Annotated in this window: 28 protein-coding genes and 2 pseudogenes; 6 read left to right on the plus strand and 24 right to left on the minus strand. The window is 41.0% G+C overall.

Features of this window, described 5'->3' with window-relative positions; translation table 11 throughout:
• Window positions 1-67 precede the first annotated feature (67 nt).
• The 7 genes and pseudogenes from IE339_RS12980 to IE339_RS13010 all read right to left on the minus strand — a co-directional run bounded on the left by IE339_RS12980 (window position 68) and on the right by IE339_RS13010 (window position 3,904).
• Window positions 68-514, minus strand: coding sequence for a hypothetical protein (locus IE339_RS12980; protein WP_242168103.1), 447 nt, complete (start codon window positions 512-514; stop codon window positions 68-70).
• 11 nt (window positions 515-525) lie between these two features.
• Complete coding sequence (locus IE339_RS12985; protein WP_242168105.1) at window positions 526-1,410, minus strand: phosphotransferase enzyme family protein; 885 nt, start codon at window positions 1,408-1,410, stop codon at window positions 526-528.
• A gap of 112 nt (window positions 1,411-1,522) precedes the next feature.
• Window positions 1,523-1,882: pseudogene (locus IE339_RS24765) on the minus strand (hypothetical protein).
• Between the two features lie 83 nt (window positions 1,883-1,965).
• Complete coding sequence (locus IE339_RS12995; protein ID WP_169775964.1) at window positions 1,966-2,136, minus strand: DUF8096 family protein; 171 nt, start codon at window positions 2,134-2,136, stop codon at window positions 1,966-1,968.
• A 69-nt stretch (window positions 2,137-2,205) separates the two neighbouring features.
• A complete protein-coding gene (locus IE339_RS13000; RefSeq protein WP_242168109.1) occupies window positions 2,206-3,039 on the minus strand; it encodes a GH25 family lysozyme in 834 nt (277 codons plus the stop codon).
• A gap of 125 nt (window positions 3,040-3,164) precedes the next feature.
• Entirely contained in the window at window positions 3,165-3,686 is a 522-nt protein-coding gene (locus tag IE339_RS13005; protein ID WP_242168111.1) for a cysteine hydrolase family protein, read from the minus strand.
• Between the two features lie 23 nt (window positions 3,687-3,709).
• A complete protein-coding gene (locus IE339_RS13010; protein ID WP_242168113.1) occupies window positions 3,710-3,904 on the minus strand; it encodes a hypothetical protein in 195 nt (64 codons plus the stop codon).
• A gap of 175 nt (window positions 3,905-4,079) precedes the next feature.
• Here IE339_RS13010 and IE339_RS13015 point away from each other — a divergent pair, with 175 nt between their 5' ends.
• Entirely contained in the window at window positions 4,080-5,027 is a 948-nt protein-coding gene (locus tag IE339_RS13015) for an alpha/beta hydrolase (RefSeq protein WP_242168115.1), read from the plus strand.
• Between the two features lie 39 nt (window positions 5,028-5,066).
• Here the strand turns inward: IE339_RS13015 and IE339_RS13020 are convergent, their stop codons facing one another.
• A complete protein-coding gene (locus IE339_RS13020; RefSeq protein ID WP_242168117.1) occupies window positions 5,067-5,312 on the minus strand; it encodes a hypothetical protein in 246 nt (81 codons plus the stop codon).
• A 160-nt stretch (window positions 5,313-5,472) separates the two neighbouring features.
• Between IE339_RS13020 and IE339_RS13025 the strand changes: the two genes are divergently transcribed.
• From IE339_RS13025 to IE339_RS13040, 4 genes are all read left to right on the plus strand, one after another.
• Window positions 5,473-5,784 carry an ArsR/SmtB family transcription factor gene (locus tag IE339_RS13025; protein WP_157052731.1) on the plus strand — a complete coding sequence of 104 codons (312 nt, stop codon included), beginning with the start codon at window positions 5,473-5,475 and terminating at the stop codon, window positions 5,782-5,784.
• Window positions 5,785-5,862: 78 nt separating this feature from the next.
• Entirely contained in the window at window positions 5,863-6,294 is a 432-nt protein-coding gene (locus IE339_RS13030) for a DMT family transporter (protein ID WP_277933909.1), read from the plus strand.
• 13 nt (window positions 6,295-6,307) lie between these two features.
• Window positions 6,308-6,763: a DMT family transporter gene (locus IE339_RS13035; protein WP_242168119.1), complete on the plus strand. Its 456-nt coding sequence runs from the start codon at window positions 6,308-6,310 to the stop codon at window positions 6,761-6,763.
• Between the two features lie 144 nt (window positions 6,764-6,907).
• Complete coding sequence (locus tag IE339_RS13040) at window positions 6,908-7,399, plus strand: GNAT family N-acetyltransferase (RefSeq protein WP_242168121.1); 492 nt, start codon at window positions 6,908-6,910, stop codon at window positions 7,397-7,399.
• Window positions 7,400-7,472: 73 nt separating this feature from the next.
• Here the strand turns inward: IE339_RS13040 and IE339_RS13045 are convergent.
• Window positions 7,473-7,595 (minus strand): annotated as a pseudogene (locus IE339_RS13045) (LD-carboxypeptidase); the annotation flags it as partial.
• Window positions 7,596-7,753: 158 nt separating this feature from the next.
• On the opposite strand from IE339_RS13045, the gene IE339_RS13050 reads away from it, so the two are divergent.
• Window positions 7,754-8,377: a MarC family protein gene (locus IE339_RS13050; RefSeq protein ID WP_242168123.1), complete on the plus strand. Its 624-nt coding sequence runs from the start codon at window positions 7,754-7,756 to the stop codon at window positions 8,375-8,377.
• Here IE339_RS13050 and IE339_RS13055 read toward each other — a convergent pair.
• The 15 genes from IE339_RS13055 to modA form a co-directional block, all read right to left on the minus strand.
• Window positions 8,368-8,838 (minus strand): NUDIX domain-containing protein, encoded by a 471-nt coding sequence (locus IE339_RS13055; protein ID WP_242168125.1) that lies wholly within the window; start codon window positions 8,836-8,838, stop codon window positions 8,368-8,370. The two genes, IE339_RS13050 and IE339_RS13055, sit on opposite strands and share 10 nt — an antisense overlap.
• A gap of 22 nt (window positions 8,839-8,860) precedes the next feature.
• Window positions 8,861-9,322: a hypothetical protein gene (locus IE339_RS13060; RefSeq protein ID WP_242168126.1), complete on the minus strand. Its 462-nt coding sequence runs from the start codon at window positions 9,320-9,322 to the stop codon at window positions 8,861-8,863.
• Window positions 9,323-9,371: 49 nt separating this feature from the next.
• Entirely contained in the window at window positions 9,372-9,668 is a 297-nt protein-coding gene (locus tag IE339_RS13065) for a hypothetical protein (RefSeq protein ID WP_242168128.1), read from the minus strand.
• An 82-nt stretch (window positions 9,669-9,750) separates the two neighbouring features.
• Window positions 9,751-10,638, minus strand: coding sequence for an alpha/beta hydrolase family protein (locus IE339_RS13070; protein ID WP_242168130.1), 888 nt, complete (start codon window positions 10,636-10,638; stop codon window positions 9,751-9,753).
• A 36-nt stretch (window positions 10,639-10,674) separates the two neighbouring features.
• The gene (locus IE339_RS13075) at window positions 10,675-10,965 is read right to left on the minus strand and encodes a hypothetical protein (RefSeq protein ID WP_242168133.1); all 291 of its coding nucleotides are present in this window, start codon (window positions 10,963-10,965) and stop codon (window positions 10,675-10,677) included.
• Between the two features lie 116 nt (window positions 10,966-11,081).
• Window positions 11,082-11,498, minus strand: a complete 417-nt coding sequence (locus IE339_RS13080) for a GNAT family N-acetyltransferase (RefSeq protein WP_242168135.1) — start codon at window positions 11,496-11,498, stop codon at window positions 11,082-11,084.
• Window positions 11,499-11,609: 111 nt separating this feature from the next.
• Entirely contained in the window at window positions 11,610-12,533 is a 924-nt protein-coding gene (locus IE339_RS13085; protein WP_242168137.1) for an alpha/beta hydrolase, read from the minus strand.
• A gap of 124 nt (window positions 12,534-12,657) precedes the next feature.
• A complete protein-coding gene (locus IE339_RS13090) occupies window positions 12,658-13,530 on the minus strand; it encodes a GNAT family N-acetyltransferase (protein ID WP_242168139.1) in 873 nt (290 codons plus the stop codon).
• On the minus strand, window positions 13,503-14,012 hold the full coding sequence (locus IE339_RS13095) for a GNAT family N-acetyltransferase (protein ID WP_242168141.1): 510 nt from the start codon (window positions 14,010-14,012) through the stop codon (window positions 13,503-13,505). The genes IE339_RS13090 and IE339_RS13095 overlap by 28 nt, the downstream gene beginning before the upstream one ends.
• A 55-nt stretch (window positions 14,013-14,067) precedes the next feature.
• Entirely contained in the window at window positions 14,068-16,005 is a 1,938-nt protein-coding gene (locus IE339_RS13100; protein ID WP_242168143.1) for an acyltransferase family protein, read from the minus strand.
• A gap of 351 nt (window positions 16,006-16,356) precedes the next feature.
• Window positions 16,357-17,226 (minus strand): anti-sigma-V factor RsiV, encoded by an 870-nt coding sequence (locus IE339_RS13105; protein WP_242168145.1) that lies wholly within the window; start codon window positions 17,224-17,226, stop codon window positions 16,357-16,359.
• A gap of 2 nt (window positions 17,227-17,228) precedes the next feature.
• Window positions 17,229-17,723, minus strand: coding sequence for an RNA polymerase sigma factor SigV (locus tag IE339_RS13110; RefSeq protein WP_242168146.1), 495 nt, complete (start codon window positions 17,721-17,723; stop codon window positions 17,229-17,231).
• A 149-nt stretch (window positions 17,724-17,872) separates the two neighbouring features.
• Window positions 17,873-18,883, minus strand: coding sequence for a DUF3231 family protein (locus IE339_RS13115; protein WP_242168148.1), 1,011 nt, complete (start codon window positions 18,881-18,883; stop codon window positions 17,873-17,875).
• A gap of 285 nt (window positions 18,884-19,168) precedes the next feature.
• The gene (locus IE339_RS13120) at window positions 19,169-19,630 is read right to left on the minus strand and encodes a nucleoside 2-deoxyribosyltransferase (RefSeq protein WP_053401921.1); all 462 of its coding nucleotides are present in this window, start codon (window positions 19,628-19,630) and stop codon (window positions 19,169-19,171) included.
• Between the two features lie 437 nt (window positions 19,631-20,067).
• Entirely contained in the window at window positions 20,068-20,853 is a 786-nt protein-coding gene (gene modA, locus IE339_RS13125) for a molybdate ABC transporter substrate-binding protein (RefSeq protein ID WP_242168150.1), read from the minus strand.
• Between the last annotated feature and the right edge of the window lie 81 nt (window positions 20,854-20,934).

A 20,934-nucleotide genomic window follows, 5' to 3' on the forward strand; every position in this document is an offset into this window, starting at 1 on the left:
ATTTCTGCTTGAATTAGGCCCTACTTTTATTTCAATCAGAATGACTTGTCCTTTTTCGTTCTACCCTTTATACAAACAGCTGAGAATAAGGTTTGATGACATCTTCAAACCTTGCATCATGACGAATTTGCCGTTTAAATGCCTCTATGACTAGCTTTCCATCCTGCACGTTTCCTGTTTTTTCATAGGAAGGCAATACCCACTGAAGTTGTTCCGTGTACATAAACGTCTCGTCCTCATTCAAAAAAACGTCATTAAAATGGACCGTAGCTTCCTCGTATTGCTTTAGCTGCGCATATTTCACGCCGAGCATAAAATCAATCTCGCGCTCATATTTTCGGTACTTTCTCTTAACAGTATGAAGAAACGTTAGCTGAAGTTGATGCAGACGACAGACTCTTAATAACGAGTTGACAAGTTCTAAAGCAATGCGCCGATCAACGACCCACATCATCATTACATAGATCACAACCATAATCACTATGATTGCGATCACATTAAACACAAAATTCACCTTTCGTCACCTCATTGCATCTTTACGTTCACATACTCCATTAAAATTTCTTTGTTTTCTTCAATGAACCTCTGGTGATTCTTACTTCCTCTTGCTCCTCCCCACCCAACAGAGCAAAAGGCATCGTAAAAGCGGTAAAAAGGGAGGGTTTTTGTTAAATCAATCATCGGGCGAATGGTTTCATAGCCTTTTATGTACGCTTCTTTCGTCTTCGGATCTTTCATCCATAGATCGCGGTTCACTTTCGTAAAATCATTTTCCGTTGAGCCAATACGTGCACTCTCAAAATCAATGATCCCGGTTACTTTCTGATCCTGCGTCAAGATATTTCCCGGTCGAAAGTCCATATGAATAAAAAACGGACCATCTGGAGAAGGCAAGGTGTCAAAAGCCTCCTCAAAATACGCCACGCTCTCTTCAAAAACTGAAGGATTTAAAAGCTCCTTAGCATACGGACAAAAACTGTTAAATTTCTCTTTTATAAAAGCGCGAAATGTACTCGGCTCATAACGTTCAACCGCTTCACTGCCGTCAAATAAAGAGATGGGGACATTATGAAGGCGCCCGTGGCAAACGCCAATATCATGCGCAAGCTCCTCGGTTATCGTATTCGTACACGGAACCCCCTGCACTGCGCTTAATAAAAGGGCTCCTACGTTCTCTCCATCGCCTTCCCAATAATTTAACAGCGATGGTATCGGAAGTTGATCCTGTAGAAGTCGAAGTACCTCATACTCTCGCTGAAGCTTAACCTTGGAATACGGAATTTTCAAAAATACGCGCTCATCACTTTCGAGCGTTAGCTCATATACCGTTGAACTATACGATTCTGGCACGCTATTAATCTCTGTTACGTGTAGCCCAAAATGATTAATAAGTTGGTTTACATCTTTCATTATATCCCCCCGCTAATGTCAGTTTAGCTCTCTCTCATCTGTAATGATTCAACTGTTTATGAAACAACGACACGTCTTCTGAGTCAATACCATCCCACGCGTCGTTACCTACTCATTTCTCTCGATAAGCTGAACAATGCTCATCCGCGATGCGGTAGCTTTCTCGTCCAGTTAAGGTAGATACTTCGACTAATTTATGACCAAGATTATCCCAAACGGCAACTGTATACAACGAGACCCATTGAAGGCTTCCACGTGCGAGTCGAAACGAATGGTAATGATTATCCGTTGTAACCAAGCGTTTTTGATAAGTGAACGTTTTTGTTTTTCAATTTTGCACCACCAGCACAAAATCGAGCTTTTCTTCTTCTCTTGGAATTTGAATGATTCGTGCAATAAACAGTCCGTTACCGTTCATTTTTGTTTTATACACTTTCTCCACTTCGATCCTTTGCTCCGGCTTTCCTCTCATACGTGCCCCTTTCTCGAAATCATTCCATTATGTATAAAATACCTGATAAAGAAGAGCCTTTCTCACACGAAAGGCTCTTTCTATTAAATCTTCTTTTTCATTCCACAGTTTCGACATTCACGAAGAAAGACGAAATCTTTTACCGTACTTTTAAACAGTGCATTTCCACAATGATCGCAGCGCCCTGACGTTTTATCAGGCATTTCCTTGTAGTCATACACCTTCGTTAAATCGATGTTCTCATAGACGTCCATATTCAAACCTCTCTCTACACAGTCTCTTGTTCTATCATACCAAAAATACTGCAAGAGAAAAGCGATTTTTTATAACGTTCTTCCCACTAAAACCGTGTTCAGAAAAATCGCTTCATCAACCGTCAGCTTTTTCGTTTGTGCTTTTTTGACCCACTCATCGCTTGATAAAATTTTCTTATCGTACGCCGTTTTATAAATCGTCGCAAGCTCTTTCCATTGATTATCGCTTAACTTCATGACTCTTCCCCCCGGTGTCTTCGTTGTATTGGACGGTGCACTTGATTGTTCTGTTTTAATGGGCTGTCCTTTTGTCGTAAACCACGATAACGGAAGAGGCCCGTTCAGTACATTTAAATCAACGTTTCCGCTAATACCAGCTACTCTTCCTGCTTGGGTATACTGCCATAAATCACACGGCATGTCCGGGCGATTAGTATGTGGAATACCGCGGTCACTTCCAGAATAGCGCGGAATCCATAAAAAGTCTGCCTCAATTTGTCCCATGTTGTACTCTTTATAAAAAGAATGACCGGTATATAACCCTACCTTCCATCCCTTTTGCTTGCAGGCGAGGATAAATGCCTGTGTGGCAGGAATAATCTCAGAAGGTCTTGTTAATGTCATCTCTTCCACATCTACGACTAAAAACTTCGCCGCTGAATCTGCACGCTCCATAAATAAACGTGCCTCTTGAATCGCGGACCCAATCGTTTTGTACCTGGCATATGCGTAGTGTCCAAACGGAATGTTGTATTTTTTGCAGCCTTCTACATATTCTTTGTATCGTTTATCAACCGTTTGAGCCCCGTACTGTACACGGATGATCGCCAAATCAATTTCTTTACTTGCTCTCGCAAAATCAATTGTTCCTTGGTAATAAGAGAGATCTACAATCTTCCCCATTCAAGCGACTCCTCTCTACTCTTTTCTCTACTGTAATCACTTATAGTAGTGTATGTTCGTTTAAGAGAGTAGGTTTGGGTACATTCGAAAAAAAGAGCCCCTTTTAAAAAAAGGAACTCTACTCATTAAAAAGATAGATTCTCTGCCTCTATTAAGCGAGCAAACCACGTTAAGGTTTGGTTGTGATGATGAATAATCTGAGAGGCGCTGAGACCATTTGCATCCCATGTGCTGTGCCCATCAGAAACGAGCGTTACGTCATATCCGAGGCTGAAAGCACTTCGACATGTGGTATCCACACACACTTCTGACTGAATCCCTGTTAGAATCACGTGCCGAACGTTTCGCTGTTTTAATTTCTCATGGAGTGTCGTCTCGTAAAAGGCATCTGGCGTTCGTTTATGTATGATAGCCTCTTGATCTGTTGGTGCGATGCGAGGATGAATGCTCCAATTCTCCGTTCCTCTTTCTAACAGTCTTCCTGTACCTGCATTATGCTGAACATAGAAGATTGGCATTCCTACCGCTCTTGCCTGCTCAATAAGATGTTCAAGTTTAGTCAAAAGCGCTTCACCTTCAAAAACGGGGTTTTCTTCTAAAAACATCCCCACTTGCACGTCAATAATAATAAGAGCTGAATGATCCATTTAACATACACCTCCTGTTTCTTTTAATGTCTACCCCAGAAAAAAGATACGGCGATTAAAACGACTAGTGAGAACGCCGTCTGCAATCCAGTAAGAAGTAAATCTTTCTTCCACGTATTCACTTTTGGAGAACGATGAAGCACTCGATGAAAAATGAGAAAAAGAACCCACCAAAAAAGAAAGACATATACGCCCTCTAAAAAGGTACCAATAACCATCCCCCACCCCCCTTTGTTTCTCTGAAGATCCTTTTATACCTAATTTTACCATAAATAAACGAAAAAGGCTGATTATTCAATAACCGACTTCATGAGCATTTTTTAGGTTTGTTTATTTGCAGATGTGGTATCCTAATCAATACATTCGACCTTTAAAGCAAGGAGTATGATAAAAATGAAAAAATCAGTAAAAGTTGGCATTGGACTCGCAGGGGCTAGTCTTGTCGGATTAGGCTATTATTTATATGATTTTGCTATTTCAAATAAGGAAAAGAAGTTTCTTGCACATGAAAAAGATCTTGAGGAATCAGTCGCAAAACTCGTCAAGGAAGGCGAAGATTGGGTGGCGACAAATCCAGGTGAAGAGCTTCACGCACGCTCGGTTGATGGATTACGTTTGAGCGCTACATACGTTGAGCCAAACGCTCCCTCAAATCAGCTTGTCATTCTCGTTCACGGCTACGGCGCAACAGGAAAAGATATGAGCAGCTTTGGTTATGCTTATCATCAAAAAGGATTTCACGTGCTTTCGCCAGACAACCGTGGCCATGGAAACAGTGAAGGAAACTACATTGGCTTTGGTTGGCATGATCGCCAAGACATTATGAAATGGATTGACGTCATGAAGGAGAAACTCGGCGATCACATCCACATTATTCTGCACGGTATTTCAATGGGTGGTGCTACCGTCCTTATGACAAGCGGTGAGTCGTTGCCACCACAAGTAAAATGTATTATCGCAGACTGCTCGTATACGTCAGTAAATGATATTTTGTCATATCAGCTGAAGCAAATGTTCAAGTTGCCAAGATTCCCAATTTTACCAATCACAAGCGCCATTACAAAACTAAAAGCGGGGTACACATTCGGTGAAGTATCCGCGATTCGCCAAGTGCAAAAAGCAACCGTCCCCATTTTATTTATCCACGGCGATGCGGATACGTTTGTCCCAACAGAGATGGTTTACAAACTATACGATGCGTGCCCAACAAAGAAAAAACTTCTTATTGTGCCAAACGCCGAACACGCAATGGGCTATTTTCGAGATCCGAAAACCTATGGTGATACAATCGAGGGCTTCATTAAAGAAGCAACGGAACAATCCGAGCTTCTTCACGCCTAATTCAACTGACCCGAGACATAACCGTCTCGGGTTTTAAGTTTACCATAATATTGTTATTGTTAATTCATTTGGAAATGGGCATGAATGTGTTGTGACGTCTGCCTCATACTCCATTACAATTTCGCATACATGATAAGGGTGCATCACATATGCTTCCCCTGTCATCCTCCGCTGCCCATGATGAGCTCTTTCTGCAAATACGATGGCTTTTTCCACGAGAAGGCGATCTTCTTCGTCTAAATAAACAGATCGTTCCCTTAATGAGCGCTTCATATCAATCAACACGTGTCTCTCATCCCTTATTATTTTTGGTTAATATCACCATAAATTTTCCCTATTTACACCTGCTTTTTCTCCTGTTATAGTATGACTTTGTGAAAATTTGAGCATCAATGTGCACACATACATTGACATATCGAAAAAAATAGATATAATGTGACACATGATGAACAAAAAAATTTTTAAAGCACTGTCCAATGATACGCGGTTAGAAATCCTTGACTGGTTGAAAAATCCTCATGAGCATTTCGATAAACCAGAAGCATTGTTATCGAAAAATTTGAGTGATAAGGGTGGCGTATGCGTAGGAGATATTCAAGAGAAATCAGGATTATCTCAGTCAACGATTTCATCATACTTGTTTATGCTTCAAGAAGCAGGCTTATTAGAGTCAGAGCGCCATGGAAAATGGACGTACTATCGCCGAAATGAAGAGGCGATTAAACGGTTAGCTGATGACATAAAGGAACGGCTTTAAGCTGTCCCTTACAGGCTTTCATATCTATTTATTTCGATATATAGATTTATAAAACAACAGAAGAAGGAGGATCACTCTGTGAACAAAATTATTTTTTACGTACTTGCACTCATTGCCGGAATGCTGCTTAGTACAGAAGGAGCCATTTACGGTGAGCTAGGAAAAATTATCGGTAAGTTTGAAAGCAGCTTTTATAATTTCTTTGTCGGTAGTATTATTTTATTTCTTATTATTATGTTCTTCGGAAAAGGAGAACTTAGTCAAACCTTTAAAGTGCCGCGCTGGTATCTATTAGGTGGTATATTTGGCGTTGGCTATTTAAGTATTCTTGTATTTGGGATTCCAAAGGTCGGCGTTGGGATCTCAATGATTGCGGTTGTCGTTGGACAAATGATCGCAAGTATTCTGATTGAACACTTTGGCTGGATGGGCAGCAAAAAGCGTAAAATTACGCCGAAGCGTGGCTTAGCCATTCTCTTTATGCTTGTCGCATTATTCTTTATTTACTAGGAGGCGAATGTAATTGACGATCATACCTGTACTTCTCACTTTCTTAGGCGGTGTCCTATTAAGTGGGCAATCTTCTGTGAACGGAAAACTAAGTAATCGTATCGGAACACTTGAAACTGCTTTTATTACCTTTATGAGTGGTTCGCTATTTTTAGCGTTATGGTTGATTTTCTTCGGAGATGGAAATTTACTGAACATCGCGCACGCACCTAAATGGCAGCTTATTGCGGTATTCTTCGGCGTTGGCTATTTATTTTTAACGATTTTAGCCGTTCCAAAAATCGGCGTGACCGCTGCGAACATTACAGCGATCGTTGGACAAATTGGCGCTGGGTTTATCATTGACCAATTCGGCTTATTTGGCGGCGAAGTCATTCACTTTGATTGGTCTCGCTTAGTCGGCCTGATCTTCATGCTACTGGCACTCGTACTCATTTTTAATGACAACGAGCGTTCGAAATCGTCGTGATTGAAAAAGGAACGATCCGATAAGGTGGATCGTTCCTTTTTTATGGCTAAAAAATGTATTGATCTTCTCTTCTCTACCATTTAGTCTGAATATATACATATTATTCTATCTGTTGGGACGACTACTCCTAAAAGGAGACTTGCTATGATTATTCGAGAAATGGAATCAAAAGACAATGCCGTCGTAAAAGAAATTATTCAACACTCTCTCAAATCACTTGGCTTAGACATTCCTGGCACTGCCTACTTTGACCCTCAGCTAAACGATCTGCATCACTATTATACTGATTTAACAAACGCCCGCTACTGGGTTGTCGAAGTTGCAGGCACTGTTGCAGGTGGAGTCGGAATTGCTCCGTTTGATGAAGCAGAAGGTGTTTGTGAACTTCAAAAACTTTACTTAACGCCAGATGTGCAAGGTCTCGGTTTAGCGAAAAAGCTGATGGAGACAGCGCTCGATTTTGCAAGCAATCACTATGACAAATGCTATCTAGAAACACAGCACGCCCTAGCACCCGCATGTCGTTTGTACGAAAAGTTTGGCTTTTCTCTGCTCGAAAAACCACTAGAAGGATCTGAGCATTCGGCAATGGATGCATGGTATTTAAAAGATCTTCCTAAAGAAGCCGTACGATAAGTTTGTTGACTAGCAAATATGTGAACGAATAGAAAAAAGCTCCTCGCTTTCTGCGGTGAGCTTTTTCATTTGTTCAGATAAAATGTTGCACGACTACTCCTCTTCCATTTTGCGTTTCAACCTCAGCATAAGCACCGTTTATAAACGTCATTTGCGGTGGAACATGACCGCAGTCAATGTCAAAGATGATTGGTACACCCGATGATGGGGCTGTAACCCCAAACGTTTGTCCCTTTTCTAACAATGGATATCTAATCATCAGCCTTCTCCTATTAAGCATAACAGACTCCCCTAATGAAAGCCCTGTAACTGGACATACTAACCATAGTCTATCATTGAGAGGAGTTTGGCGAGTTGATTGCTCTTATTTTAAAATTAACACTTTCCTTTTTTGCGGTGATGAACCCGCTCGGAAATATTCCAATTTTTATTACTTTAACGAACGGCTATTCTGTGGAGGAAAAACGACGTAATGCACGAAAAGCGGCCGTAATCTCGTTTATTATTTTGACCGTCTTTTTAGTGCTTGGAAAATACATTTTTTCAATGTTTGGCATTACGATCCATGCTTTTCGAGTCGCAGGAGGTATTTTAATTTTTGGGATTGCCTATAGCCTGCTACAGGCAAAGCACTCTAGCGCCCAAAGCCCTCATCCTCATGAGCAAAAAGAAGCGGAGAATCAAAATGATATTTCAATTACCCCGCTTGCGATTCCAATCATGGCTGGACCAGGAACAATCGCAACCGTTATGTCACACAGTACATCCTATCACCTGGAAAAAATGATTAGCGTTTTTATTAGCTACACGCTCATTCTTGCGATTACATTCGTGCTATTTTATTATTCGACTGCCATTATTTCAAAGCTCGGACAAAACGGGCTCAACGTTATTTCTCGTCTTATGGGGTTAATTTTAGCCGTTATGTCCATTCAAATGATTGCTGGTGGGATACACGGTCTGTTTCCTCACTTGTAAACAGGCAGCTTTTCCTCCTCAATAAATGAAAGAGGAGCAGATAAGCGTACATAGCTTTTGATGTGTTCATGAATATTTGGATATAACACCACTTGATCTAGCTGATCAAGCGGAATCCACTTCACACCCGTTTGATTAGGATCTGGAGACGAGGACATTTTCGGCGTGCACTCTCCTTTTCTTTTACAATCAAAAAAGAGTGTAAGAGAAGGCGTTTCTCCATAACGCGCCTCCACCTGTTGAGGCGCGTATTCATATACAAACGCAAGAGAGGTTACGTCCACATCAATGGATGCTTCCTCTTTTGCTTCTCGTTTTGCAGCTTCAACCACCGTTTCAAATGGTTCAACTCCCCCACCAGGAAGGTTGTAGTGAAGGCCATTTTCGTCGTGAAATTCGACTAATAAAATGGACTCATTTTCAATAATGAGAGCGCTTGATCTGACACGAATGGGATACATGAACATCATCCTTTACGAGATATTATAAATGATTATTTACCGTTCTTCTTTCTTTGATGGTGGTATTAAGAATATCTGAGGGAAGGTGGAAACGTAAAAACAGAGGCTCTTTCTTTTGAAGCTCGGATAGATAAACGCTTGCGTATGAACCGATAATGACAAAGGTAGGATTTTCTTTGAGGTCTTTTCGTTCACTGATACTCGCTAAAAAACGAATATATTCGTTTGATCCTACCCTGTAATTCAGATGATGACGGTTAAAATACTGAATAAGTAAAAACTTGCCTTGTCCAATAGTAAAGCGATCAATTTCGTCAGTAGACAACCCTTGTTTAGATACTTTCGCTTCGTTTAAAATGGCTGTTTGATGAGAGCTAAGTGGATATAGAGACGCATTATTCGCTTCTTGTTCATTGCGAATCACAATAAACGCAACACTTCCCAATAAAACAACGAATATGAGAGCTAGCCTACCCTTTGTCACATTTCCTCTCTCCTTTATCACTTTTTTATCATTCAAAAGACGGACTACCTTACTCCGGCTTAGGCAATCGTTTGAATACCTTCGAGATTAAGTAGCTTGCGAGGTAGAAACCAACCAACAGTGATGTTAAGCGAATAAGAAATCGCAGAAATCCATTATCCACCAACTGAGCCCCCTTATTCCCTCCATAATAAACAATCGCAAAACAAAGTAGTGCAGCAAATACCAATCCGCTTGCCATTTGAACCTTTTGAATCCATGAAAGCTGCATTAAAAATTTTCGTTCACGATAGCCCCTATAGCACAAAGCCACAATCAATATAAGTACCAAGAACAAATCTGACATATAGATCTCTCCTTTAAGCGACGAACAACCTGTTTTTTATGTAAAAACCTCGTATCAATAAGAAATGATGAGAGCCTGTTCGTTAAGATGTTAAAAAATTCAAAACATCCGCGGTTAATTGTGGTTGAAAAAGCTCGCGATTAAATTCTTTTGGGTCTTGAGAAGGTGGAAATGAAGGCGATCTCATCTCTAATGGAAACGGACTTAAAAACGAGAAGTGCCCTGCATTTTTGATGACCTTATGTTCAATCTGCTCACGATTTGTGATTCCTTTTAAGAGAAATTCAGCGTGAAAAGAAGGCGTAATGTCATCACTTTCACCTGTCATCATTAAGATGGGGATACGAACTTCTTTAAGCGCTCCTTCACTTCTAAACCACCCCAAAGCAGGTGCGAGTAAAATGACTTTTTTGATGCGTTCATCTGCTTTTACGTTTATCATTTGAGGCATTTGATTCTCCGTTTCCCAAGGAAGAGTCGTTGGGATTCCACCGACTAACGCAATCGCTGTATAACCACCCATAGAATGTCCGACGATCGAAATATCATCAAAATGAACGTGGTGTTTAAACAAACCACTACTATAAAACCAATCAATAACGCGAGTGATATTTCGAGGTCTGCTTTCTAAAATACTGGCTGAGTTCGCTAAGTGATTGTCACGGATATTATTAAATGGATGCTCTGGCATCGCCACAATAAATCCATTCTGAGCTAAGCTTCTAGCTAAATCTCTGTAGACGAGCGGCGTTCCCCCACTGCCATGAGAGATGATGACGAGTGGGTGCGCGCCACCTATTACCTCTGCATGCATCGAAACGTTTAATTTATAAGGCCCTATGTTCTCTTCTTTTTCAAGTGCGTCCGTCGGATACAAGACGAGCATAGGAAACGTCACCCCTAAATGCTCATCGGTAACATCCACTTTCCGGAAACCGGCAAACTTTGTATGTTCCTTGCTATTTTTCAATACATAACCTCCGCAAAATAGATATTCGTAGCTACTTCATGCTTTAATAAAAAACAGCACCACACGTAGTAACAAACGAGCGAGTACAACAACTACCACAATCCAGATAAACTGAACAATCACTTGCACCGCATTAAATCGGCATAAGCTCGCAAGCCATACGCCTCCGTAATGAATTGCCGCTACAGATAAACCGAGTACAATCAAAAAAGCTACACTAATAAACGCCTTTTTCATGAAGGTTAACTTCTTTAAAAATTCTTTGTTTTGATACACTTTATTTCCGAGCGCCATTAAAAATAGCGCCACCATAATTAGATCTTTCATCAGTCATTCCCTTTATTTAAATTCTAAGTTGTCTTTTTACTAGATAACTATCTACCTTCTACCTTAACATAAGAAGTGACTGCTACGTAAACGAGCAGTCACTTTTTTAAAAAAAATTATCCTTCAAACACCGTAAACATTCCTGTCATATGTGGAGCATGATTTTGAAAGCCTAGCTTTTCGTAAAACCCGTCTTTTCCTTCCGCAGAAAAAAGGCCAACAAAGGCGACTCCACCGTTTCGTCTTTGCTTAATATAGGCGAGCAAGCGCTCCATAATTTCTTTACCGAGTCCTGTTCCTTGATACGTCGGATGAATGGCGACGTCCTGAATATAAAAATACATATAGTTGTCGCCTACAATTCTTCCCATTCCGACCGGCTCTCCGTCAACCGTTGCCACAACACCGTATAACGAATGAGCAAGCGATTGACTCGATGTTTCCGTATGGATATTTCCCCAGCCAACTGACTCCCACAAAATTTGGTGCTCGTCAACAGTTGGCATACGCTCATGAATTTTAAAATTAGCCATCCTAACCTCTCCTTCTCTTTTTAAAGAATAAGCGGTTAACGACTACGTCACCGCTTTTAATTCATTCCGATTTGCTTCATGACACACACCACCTTTAAATGTTGATTATTTTTACCTAAGATATCCTTCTCGTAAGTACTTCGTCACCACTTCTTCAAACAGTTCCTCTTCCTCATAATGTGGCGTATGAGCGCTGCTTAAAAAGGTATAAACAGCTCCTTCTTTTGCATCTGCCACAAACGCGTTTACCTGCTCTTCACACGTGACAACATCATATTTCCCAAGCAGAAGCAGCATCGGTACAGTAACATCAGCAAGAAGTGAAAGAAGCGATTGAAAAATTCGCCCTTCATCGCGCAGAAGATTGTAATGAATTTCTGATCGGTCATAGAAGATCTCCCACTCGTCATCGGTATAAACCGAAAAATCGGTTGAAACAGAGTTATGGCGTCTGTAAATTTCCATTCTCCTGTCGCCTAAACCTTGACTAAGATCCATATACCCCTCGACAAGCTCACGAGTCGAGGGATTCGTTTTCATAAAAGCGACGCATTTTTTCAATTCTTCTGTCTGACCGTACTGACTATAAAGACTAGCCGTTCGTTTCAGCAACGCTTTAGCTGTCAATGCAAAATCAAACGTTGGCCCTTCTAGAATGAGATGGTCAATCGATTGTGGGTATTTCAAAGCATATAGTACGCTTAAATACCCACCGAATGAATGACCAATGACGGACCATTTTTTAATTCCGAGCTGCTTACGAATACATTCACAATCCTCAATTAAATCCTCTAATCGTAACGATTCGCCCGGGTTTATGCCTTCCGATCGGCACACACCGCGCTGCTCGATAATAATTACTTCAAAGGACCTACTCAAACGATATGCTTGATGATAGGAGAAATCATAGCTTCCTTCACCAGGTCCCCCGTGTAAATACAAAATCGCCTGCTCATTTTCTTGACCGTAATGCTCGACAAATATCTTTTTACCATCACATTCGATATATTTCCCTTGAATCATACCTCGTTCCATTAAAATGCCTCCCTTTTCGTTTTGAATGATAAATGATGGCTTCATTTATAAGGAGGCGAACGGGCAGTGGCAATAACCGTGCGTTAATGATGATGCTCCAATGATTTCATATGTATCTTCCCTTCTATCCGAAAATTTGGGCGGCGATGCTGTACAGATCTCCGTTTCTCTTTTCTAAAGAATTCACACCGTATATCATAATGGGTGGCTCGTTCACAAATACAAAGCCGCTTTGTTCAAGCAACTGTTGAAAGGACTTCTGTTCAGTAGGCACATCTATGCGTAGCTTTCCTCTATAACCTTGTACTAGATCACGAACGAGGGCCACGGCATCTTCTGCTGTAGGTGCAACAATTGGTCCTAAGATTAAATTCTGTGAGGTTTCGACAGCCAGCCCAAACCCGCAAATTCCTTCACTCTTTCTAAGCACTCTTCTCTTAGTAGCTTGTTCAATACGTTTTCTCAAAAAGATTTCCCGCTCGTCACCGAAAGCCTCGGCATCCAGCCTTAAAACCGATGACAAGTCTAATGAGTCATAAGGCTTTATAAAATCGTGTTTTGAATTCCTAACCGGCGCCACGCAAAAATATTTACGAACCGCACTCACCGTTAAAAAGCCTAACTTTTCATACATCGGCTTTCCCTCTTCAGTAGCAATGAGCATGGCGCTTTGGTTTCCTAAAAGAGACAGACAATGCCGCATAATTTCTGTTCCAAGTCCCAACCCCTGATAATTTGGATGAACGATTACCATGCCAATGCATGTCATCTTTCCACCGTATGTGACGAGCGCTCCGCTTGATACAATCTCACCTTGCTCTGTTTGATGAGCAAATATTCTACCAGTACTCATAATCGTTTCAAGGTCTTCTCTACTATAATCCCAATCTATGGAGGATGATAATTGCACTAATTGTTTAATATGTATTTCATTACATTCAATGAGCTGAAGAACTGAAGCCTGACTAATCATAAAATACGCTGCAAATCCTTCCATCCATACGCTAGTTCTACCATTGAGTTTCCGCCGATTTCAACCTCATCAGAACCGATCTTCTCTCCTCCAAGATCCTCATAAAAGTAGCGTGCGCGATTATTTTCAACTACCCACGTTAACATGGCGTGAAGGCCACCCTTCTTTAAATCACCCGCTAGCTGCTGCACGAGCTTTTTTCCTGTTCCGCTTCCCTGGTAATCTTCTAGTATATATAAAGCATACAGCTCTCCGTCATAAAGAGGAAACTTATCGGTGCGCTCCTTACCACCTGATGCAAAACCCACTACTTGTCCATCTGGTGATTCTGCAACGAAAACGTGTCCCTTTGGTATAGCACCTTCCCACATTTCCTGACGTTTCCTATAAGACAGCTTATTTAAATAGTCCTCCGACACAATTCCTTTATACGTTGTGCGCCAGCTATCTACATGTACACGAGTAATAGACGCGGCATCCTCAGGAATGGCTCTTCTAATTTTCATAAAAAAACCCCCTCTTTTGTTATATATTACCACAAAAGAGGAGGGAGTTGACTCGTTATTTAAACGAACTTAGTATTAAGTTTGAAAGGGCCCGAGAGCCTGTTGGCGTTAGATGTACGCCGTCTTTTGCAAAATACTCTGGATGCTTAAGACCAAGAGAATGCCAATCAACTATTTTCACGTTTTTGAATTGCTGTCCTTTTTTTGTGATCATTTGGTTGACGACACTTTCCCATGAGCGAGGTACACGTGTATTGACTAAGTAAATATCAGTATTCGAAAAGGCTTGTAGTAACCGATCAATTTGTTTATCAGTGAAGTATCCATTCGTTCCAAGCTCGATGATGACCGCATTCCCTTTTTGATTAAATTTCTTATATTGCGGAGTGAGGGAAAGAGCTTGTGACATTTGGCGACCTACCTTTCCATCAATCGTCATGTTGGGATAGGTACGACGAAGATCTTTTGCAATATCAAGCATCACCGAATCTCCAATCGCTAACACATTCCGGTACGTTTTCTTTTTTGTTCCGGCTGTTTGGACTGGTTTCTTTACAACTGGCGCTTGCTGAGCAGGCTGTTTCGGTGGTACTTCATTTGGTTGCTTCGTTGGCTTTTGATTTTCTTGTGCTGATGGTGTTTGCTCACTTGATCCTGTAGCAGAATCTGGTTTTGATTGTTTTCCTTCCTCTCGTGGATCGTTTAGACCATCCTGTACACCACTTACACCTTGTGTCACACTGCTTACTTTTATAGTGTGTTCATGAGCAGGAGTTACTCCTTGTGCAAGGCCAATAATCCCTGTCGTACAAATGACGAGAATAAGAGATAACACACCTGTGGAAACTTTTCGAATCATGATTAAGTTTCTCCACTTCATAATATTTTGCACGTACTGACGCAGAAATGCTCGAATTCCGTAAGTGCGAATTGGTACCTCAACAAAACGATAGGACCATTCTGCTAGCACGAATACAATCAATAATTGCACCACAATATGCCAATAAACAGGATTTCCGATTTCTCGAATCGGGGTGCCGAGCACGATGACCGGATAATGCCAAAGATAAATCCCGTACGACCTCGTTCCGATCCAGCGAAGCGGCTTCCATGATAACACCTTGCCAATGAAACTGCTTGGATGAACCACACATGCAATAAGCACAGCAGCATTCAAACAGAATAAAAACATACCGCCCTGGTAGACAAAGGATTGATATTCATTGACAACATAAAAACTCGCAAGCGTCACTAAAAGCGTTACACCCCCTATTATATTGAGAGATGCTTGTGGCACCTTCGGAAGCTTTTTAGTAGATAAACGCTTCATTGGCCAAATGAGTGCTAAAAAGCAACCAATAAGTAGCTCGAAAGAACGCGTATCCGTTCCGTAATAAATACGACTTGGGTCCATCCCTGGTTCGTACATCATCCCCATCGCCACAGCAGACCCAACCGCCCCAATAAGCACAATAGTGGCAAATTTCAAGCGACTTTTAAATAACGTTAATCCTGCGATTAATAACAGTGGCCAAAGAAGGTAGAACTGTTCTTCAATCGCAAGTGACCATAAATTTTTTAACGGTGACGGCGAACCAAAGCTATCAAAATAGGAAACTTTATGAAAAATAAACCACCAGTTACTGCTATAAAATAAAGACGCAATCGCATCTCCGCGCACTTTAGATAATAAATCTCCCTTAAACAGTACCACCCATGCCATCGTCGTCATAATCATAACGTACGCGGCTGGCAGCAAGCGTCGAATTCGGCTGATCCAAAAATCCTTTAATTTAAAGGAGAGCTCTTCTCCCTTGGCAGGCAAGATAATAGATGTTATTAAGTACCCAGAGAGCACGAAGAAAATATCTACCCCTAAAAATCCACCCATTGCCCATGTTAAATTTAAGTGATATACAATAACTGCTAGAACTGCGAGTGCCCGCAGCCCATCCAACCCATAAATGTACCGATGCCCTTTTCCTTGTGACATATGTAAGTCCCCCATTCTTCTGCGCGATCTTCATGTTGTTCATTACCCGTTCAATGCTTTCTCTATAGATATTCATTAAACCGTTCGTTTTTGACATGCATCACCTAATAGACGTTATGGACTTACCATTTAGTTTCACAATTAGCGCAACTTTTTTAAAAAAGGAAAAATGAACTATGGTGGAAGAATTAGTCAGATATAGAAATCCAAATGATGGTTCTAAAGAGAGCAGATGGGATGTCGCAGAAAATATGTCTATATGCCCATATTATCACAAAAAATAGGGTTAACAGCCAATTTTTACAAAGGAAATAAAAAGCCCCCCTCGTGTCACGAAGAGAGCTTCTCAACTCATCGAATATAACGATCTCCAACCAGCACATTCTTTAAAATCTTGGTTGGAATCTCAAACTCTACGGGCCCCATTACACCAGGAGCTACCTCGTATTCATCGAACGAAATCATAAGCTTGTGATCCTTTGTAATATAGAATGATTGATCCGGCTTAATTTTCTTAAACGGGTCCATATCTTCATCCGTAATAAAATACATTTTATCAGGCTCTGTTTCCATTTGATGCTTCATTTGCTGAATGATGTTTTGACTAATCACGTCAACGTACTGATCGTTTTTAAACAAGCTTTTCAGCGTAATGAATACCTCATTCTTCTTATCAATTGTATCAAATCGCTTTTGAATGTAGCCGGATGCCTGCGTTTCCTGAATGGTACGCTGTACGGATAGAATCGTATCCGTATTTGTCATAACCTTATACGTGCTGTCAACGGAATAGTAGCCTTTATCATCCGCTTTGGCTGCATCAGAGCTAGCAAACTTCTCATAAAGCTTTTTCGATTCCGCCACGTACTTGCTATTTAAGCTGTTTTCAAGATTTTTGTTTTTTAGCCCTGAAATAGACGGCGTTTTAGTGTCTATGCTTGCATGGTGACGCTCTTCCTTTACTTCTGTAAACGTAACGATTTCGACAATTTTATCTACGACTGGAATTTTAGACATCGCATGAGCCGCCTGTGGGCTGACATTTACCGTTCCAATAAATAAGGCAGCAGCGGCCGCAATCGAAGCAGGCCAAATATAAAGCCGCTTCTTTTTCACTGTTTTGGGCTTTTGCTGAAGTGCTTTTTCAATGACATCATCTAACTCTTTTGGTATCGGTACGCTTTTGTAAGCTTCCCGTAACGTTTCCAACTTTTTATCCATTCTCATTGTTCCTCCTCGGTCATGTTAATGCGTAATAACTTTAATCCACGATATAATCTTGTTTTGACCGTACTTAAATGTTCATCCATAATCTCCGCAATTTCTTCTAGCTTTAAATCCTCAAAGTAACGCAGCACGATAATGGTTCTATACGTAAGCGGCAACTCATCAAGCGCCTCATGAAGATCCATATCGGTGTACGTGTCTTCTTGTCCCGTTGATAAAAATTCAAGCGTTGCATCATCCGTTACGCTCACTCGCTTATGCTTTCGTAGAAAATCGATGGAGGTGCGGACAATAATTTTATACATCCAGCTTTTAATCGACTCAGGATCTTGAATCCGATCGAGTGATACAAGCGCTTTTTGAATGGATTCTTGAATAATATCCAGCGCGTCCTCTTGATTTTTGACGTAGCTATACGCCAGTCGATAAAAATCTTCTTTATATTCAGTTATGCACGTGACTAATATGGCCTGTAAATCTTTGTTTTTCATTGCATTAAAGAGCTCCTTTAAAATAGTAAAATACGTATTTTTACTTGTTACATAGGATAGACGTGGTAGAAATTCAAATAGTTTGCGCTTTAATGATTTTTTTACATCATTCAACGAAAAAAACTTGAGGAACTCCCTCAAGCTTTTTTCTATGACTTATACAAATCTTGACGATTTACCGTTTGTGGGGGTTGCTCCATCCAGCCACGCTTGATGATAATTTCAAGCCCTTCCCCACCATAACTCATAATCTCAGTCAGCAAAATGGAGTAGTGTACCGCTAAATCTTTGCGAAGCGATGTAGAAAGAGCGTAGGACAGCATATAGATTCCCGTTGTCGTAGTAGCAGAAATCAAAAACATAATGAGCCGGTCCGAAAACGGTGACGTAGTCGAAGAAGTTACTTCCATACTCACTGGAATATTCCCTAGCTGCTCTTCTTTTCGTAAAATTTTATTAAACGTATCAATCTGCTTCTCAGACAGTTTCTTTCCTTTTAATAGATACGCTTTAATTTCTTGGTCTTTCGTTACTTGGATGAGCCCCATCATTAACAAAAGCCCTATGTAATTTCGCTCGATAGTGGAAAAGATTTCACTCAGCTCCATTGAATTGAGCGGTCTTTTCTCCCCAAAAAACGCGCCGAACAGCGTTTGCTGCTTTTCCATGTATTCTACTTCTTTTGGATACATCATTTTTGGTGGACGATCATAAATTCCTTTTGACAGCATAAGTTCCAACGATTTTTTATACAACGCTTTACTAGACATTAATCCCTCGTCATAGTACGCCACAACATCTTTCCTCGCTACCTTCGTAAGCACCGTGGCATAGTACGGGACGGTCATCTGTCCGACACGGTACACAAAGCTCAGCGCAAATAAATCGGTGAACAGTGCGGGCGCGGTTAAATCCACATCTTTATCTGTGAACGCCTTCGGAATAGGAAATGATTCTGTTACAAAGATTTGTTCTATTTTTTGCAAATAGGACATCTCGAGTGCAAGCATTTCCTCAACAATTGGCTTAATCTCCTGATCTTTTAGGTGCTGTAAAAAATGCTTATAAAAGCAAGTGGTTGCGCTGTGCTGCAAATAACTCGTCCATAACGCAGCAATTTCTGGGCTTGTAAGTGGTATGTTATGTTCTTGTTCTGTCATCCGTCTGCTCCCTACCAAACCATTGATTTGGTCATAGCTTTTGTTGAATGACTCTAACTTATTCTTCGTCGTGCAAAAATGATATGCAGAGCATTGATTTTACGCCCTATATTCAATCCAGAAAATGATATTAATAAGAATGTTGGATGTATACTACGAGTTCTTTCCACTACCTCTTTATTTTAGTACGTGATGGAAAAACTCTTTTCAGATCGTCAACTACTCATAAAAATGCTTTCGAAGCATGATTCTAAGCAAAAAAATAGCCAATTTCATTGAAATTAGCTAAATTAAATCCCCTTGATAAGGGATGCGGGGCATTTTCATAAAATTATAAGTCGCAAGCTCTTCAACGCGAGTAAAATAGGCGTAAGCGCTCTCGACAAGCATTAAGTTCGGAACGCTTTCTTTCTCTTTCACCAAAATGATTGGCTTTTGAAACGCATACGCATATCCCACTTCAAAGGCCGTTCCACTATCAACGGACATTCCTTCATAGTCATGAATCACAACCACAACATCCGCTCTGCGTAAAAAGCGAAGATCATTATTAAAAACGACTTTTCGCCACTGCTCGGAGGCAAACGGAAGCTCTTTGTGCTGATGAAGACGCGCCGAGAAAATATCAGCAACATACGGGTTCTGACTTAGTGCATTCTCTAGTCGTTTCACCCGATCCAGCTGCTCCTCATCAAAAAAAGGACTCGCAATAAACACACGGATAACTCCTACTGCTGCTGCATCCATCTGATCATTCCTTTCTGACACCCAATACTAGTGTATTTTGATGGACAAACAAATTATGACTGAGAGACAAAAACAGAATGGCAAACACGCTTTTGTCTCTTAAAAAAAGGAGGACGGTGCTCGGAGGCCACTGAAAAACTTCGGATTTTTTAGATGATGAGTAGAACGTAAGACAAAAAAGGCCAAGTTCCTTTCAAAATGGAAACTTGGCCTTTACATCTGATGCAGTCGCTCTAGGTTGTTTGGAACGGAAGGTGCGAGACTCCTGCGGGATTAGCGTGACAGGTGAGACCCCGCAGAGCAGCGAGGAGGCTCACCGCGCGCCCCGCGGAAAGCGAAGCGACCTGAGTGGAAATGAATCGAATCCGTTATGAACGCAACCCTCTACGGACTTTTTCAATGACCTCCAGCGCTCTCACACCGTCCCCCTTCATTCATTATTGTAGATTTTTAAATCCGTATTTTTCGAAAATCTTCATCGCTTGATCTGTTTGTAGGTAGCGATAGAATGCTTTCGCTTCTTTTTTGTGTTTACTATCTTTAATCACTCCGACGGGATACACGATCGGATCATGCGTATCATCTGCTGCTGTTGCCGAAATTCGTACCTTTTTCGATGTTAACGCATCCGTTTTATATACGATTCCCGCGTCTACATTTCCTGTTTCAACATATGTAAGCACTTGACGCACATCTTTGGCATACACAACGTTTGACTGAACGTTACCCCACAGCTTTAGAGCGGTTAGCGTGTCTTTTGCGTATTGCCCTGCAGGAACCGATTCGGGTGTTCCAATAGATAGCTTCTTCGCTTTTGGTAAGTCCTCAAACGTCTGAATATCACCTTTTGCTTGCTGCGGCTCCACGAGTACGATGTCGTTTCCGAGAAGGTTTGTTCCTTCCTTTTTGTCAATCTTGTTTTGTTTCACTAAGGTTTCATACTTATCCTCTGCTGCCGAGAAGAAAAGATCGGCCGGTGCACCTTGAGAAATTTGTTGCTGAAGAGCGCCTGAAGCGCCAAAATTGTAGTTCAGCGTGACATGCTTATGTTCTTTTTCATACTCTTTTTTGATCTCCTGTAGCGCATCCTGAAGACTAGCTGCTGCGGAGATAGTTAAATCAACGTTTTTCGTTTCGTTCCCCTTCTCGCTGCTTGATGAACACCCTGTCATAATGAGAAGGACGCATGCTAGAGAGGTGATAATAGCTGTAAGTTGTTTCATTTTTTCTCCTTTTTATAATTATTTATATTTAGATATAACTAATTATAATCAATTATAACTAATTATGAAATAACAAAATGA

The sequence above is a fragment of the Priestia koreensis genome (genome assembly GCF_022646885.1).
GTDB lineage: Bacteria > Bacillota > Bacilli > Bacillales > Bacillaceae_H > Bacillus_AG > Bacillus_AG koreensis_A.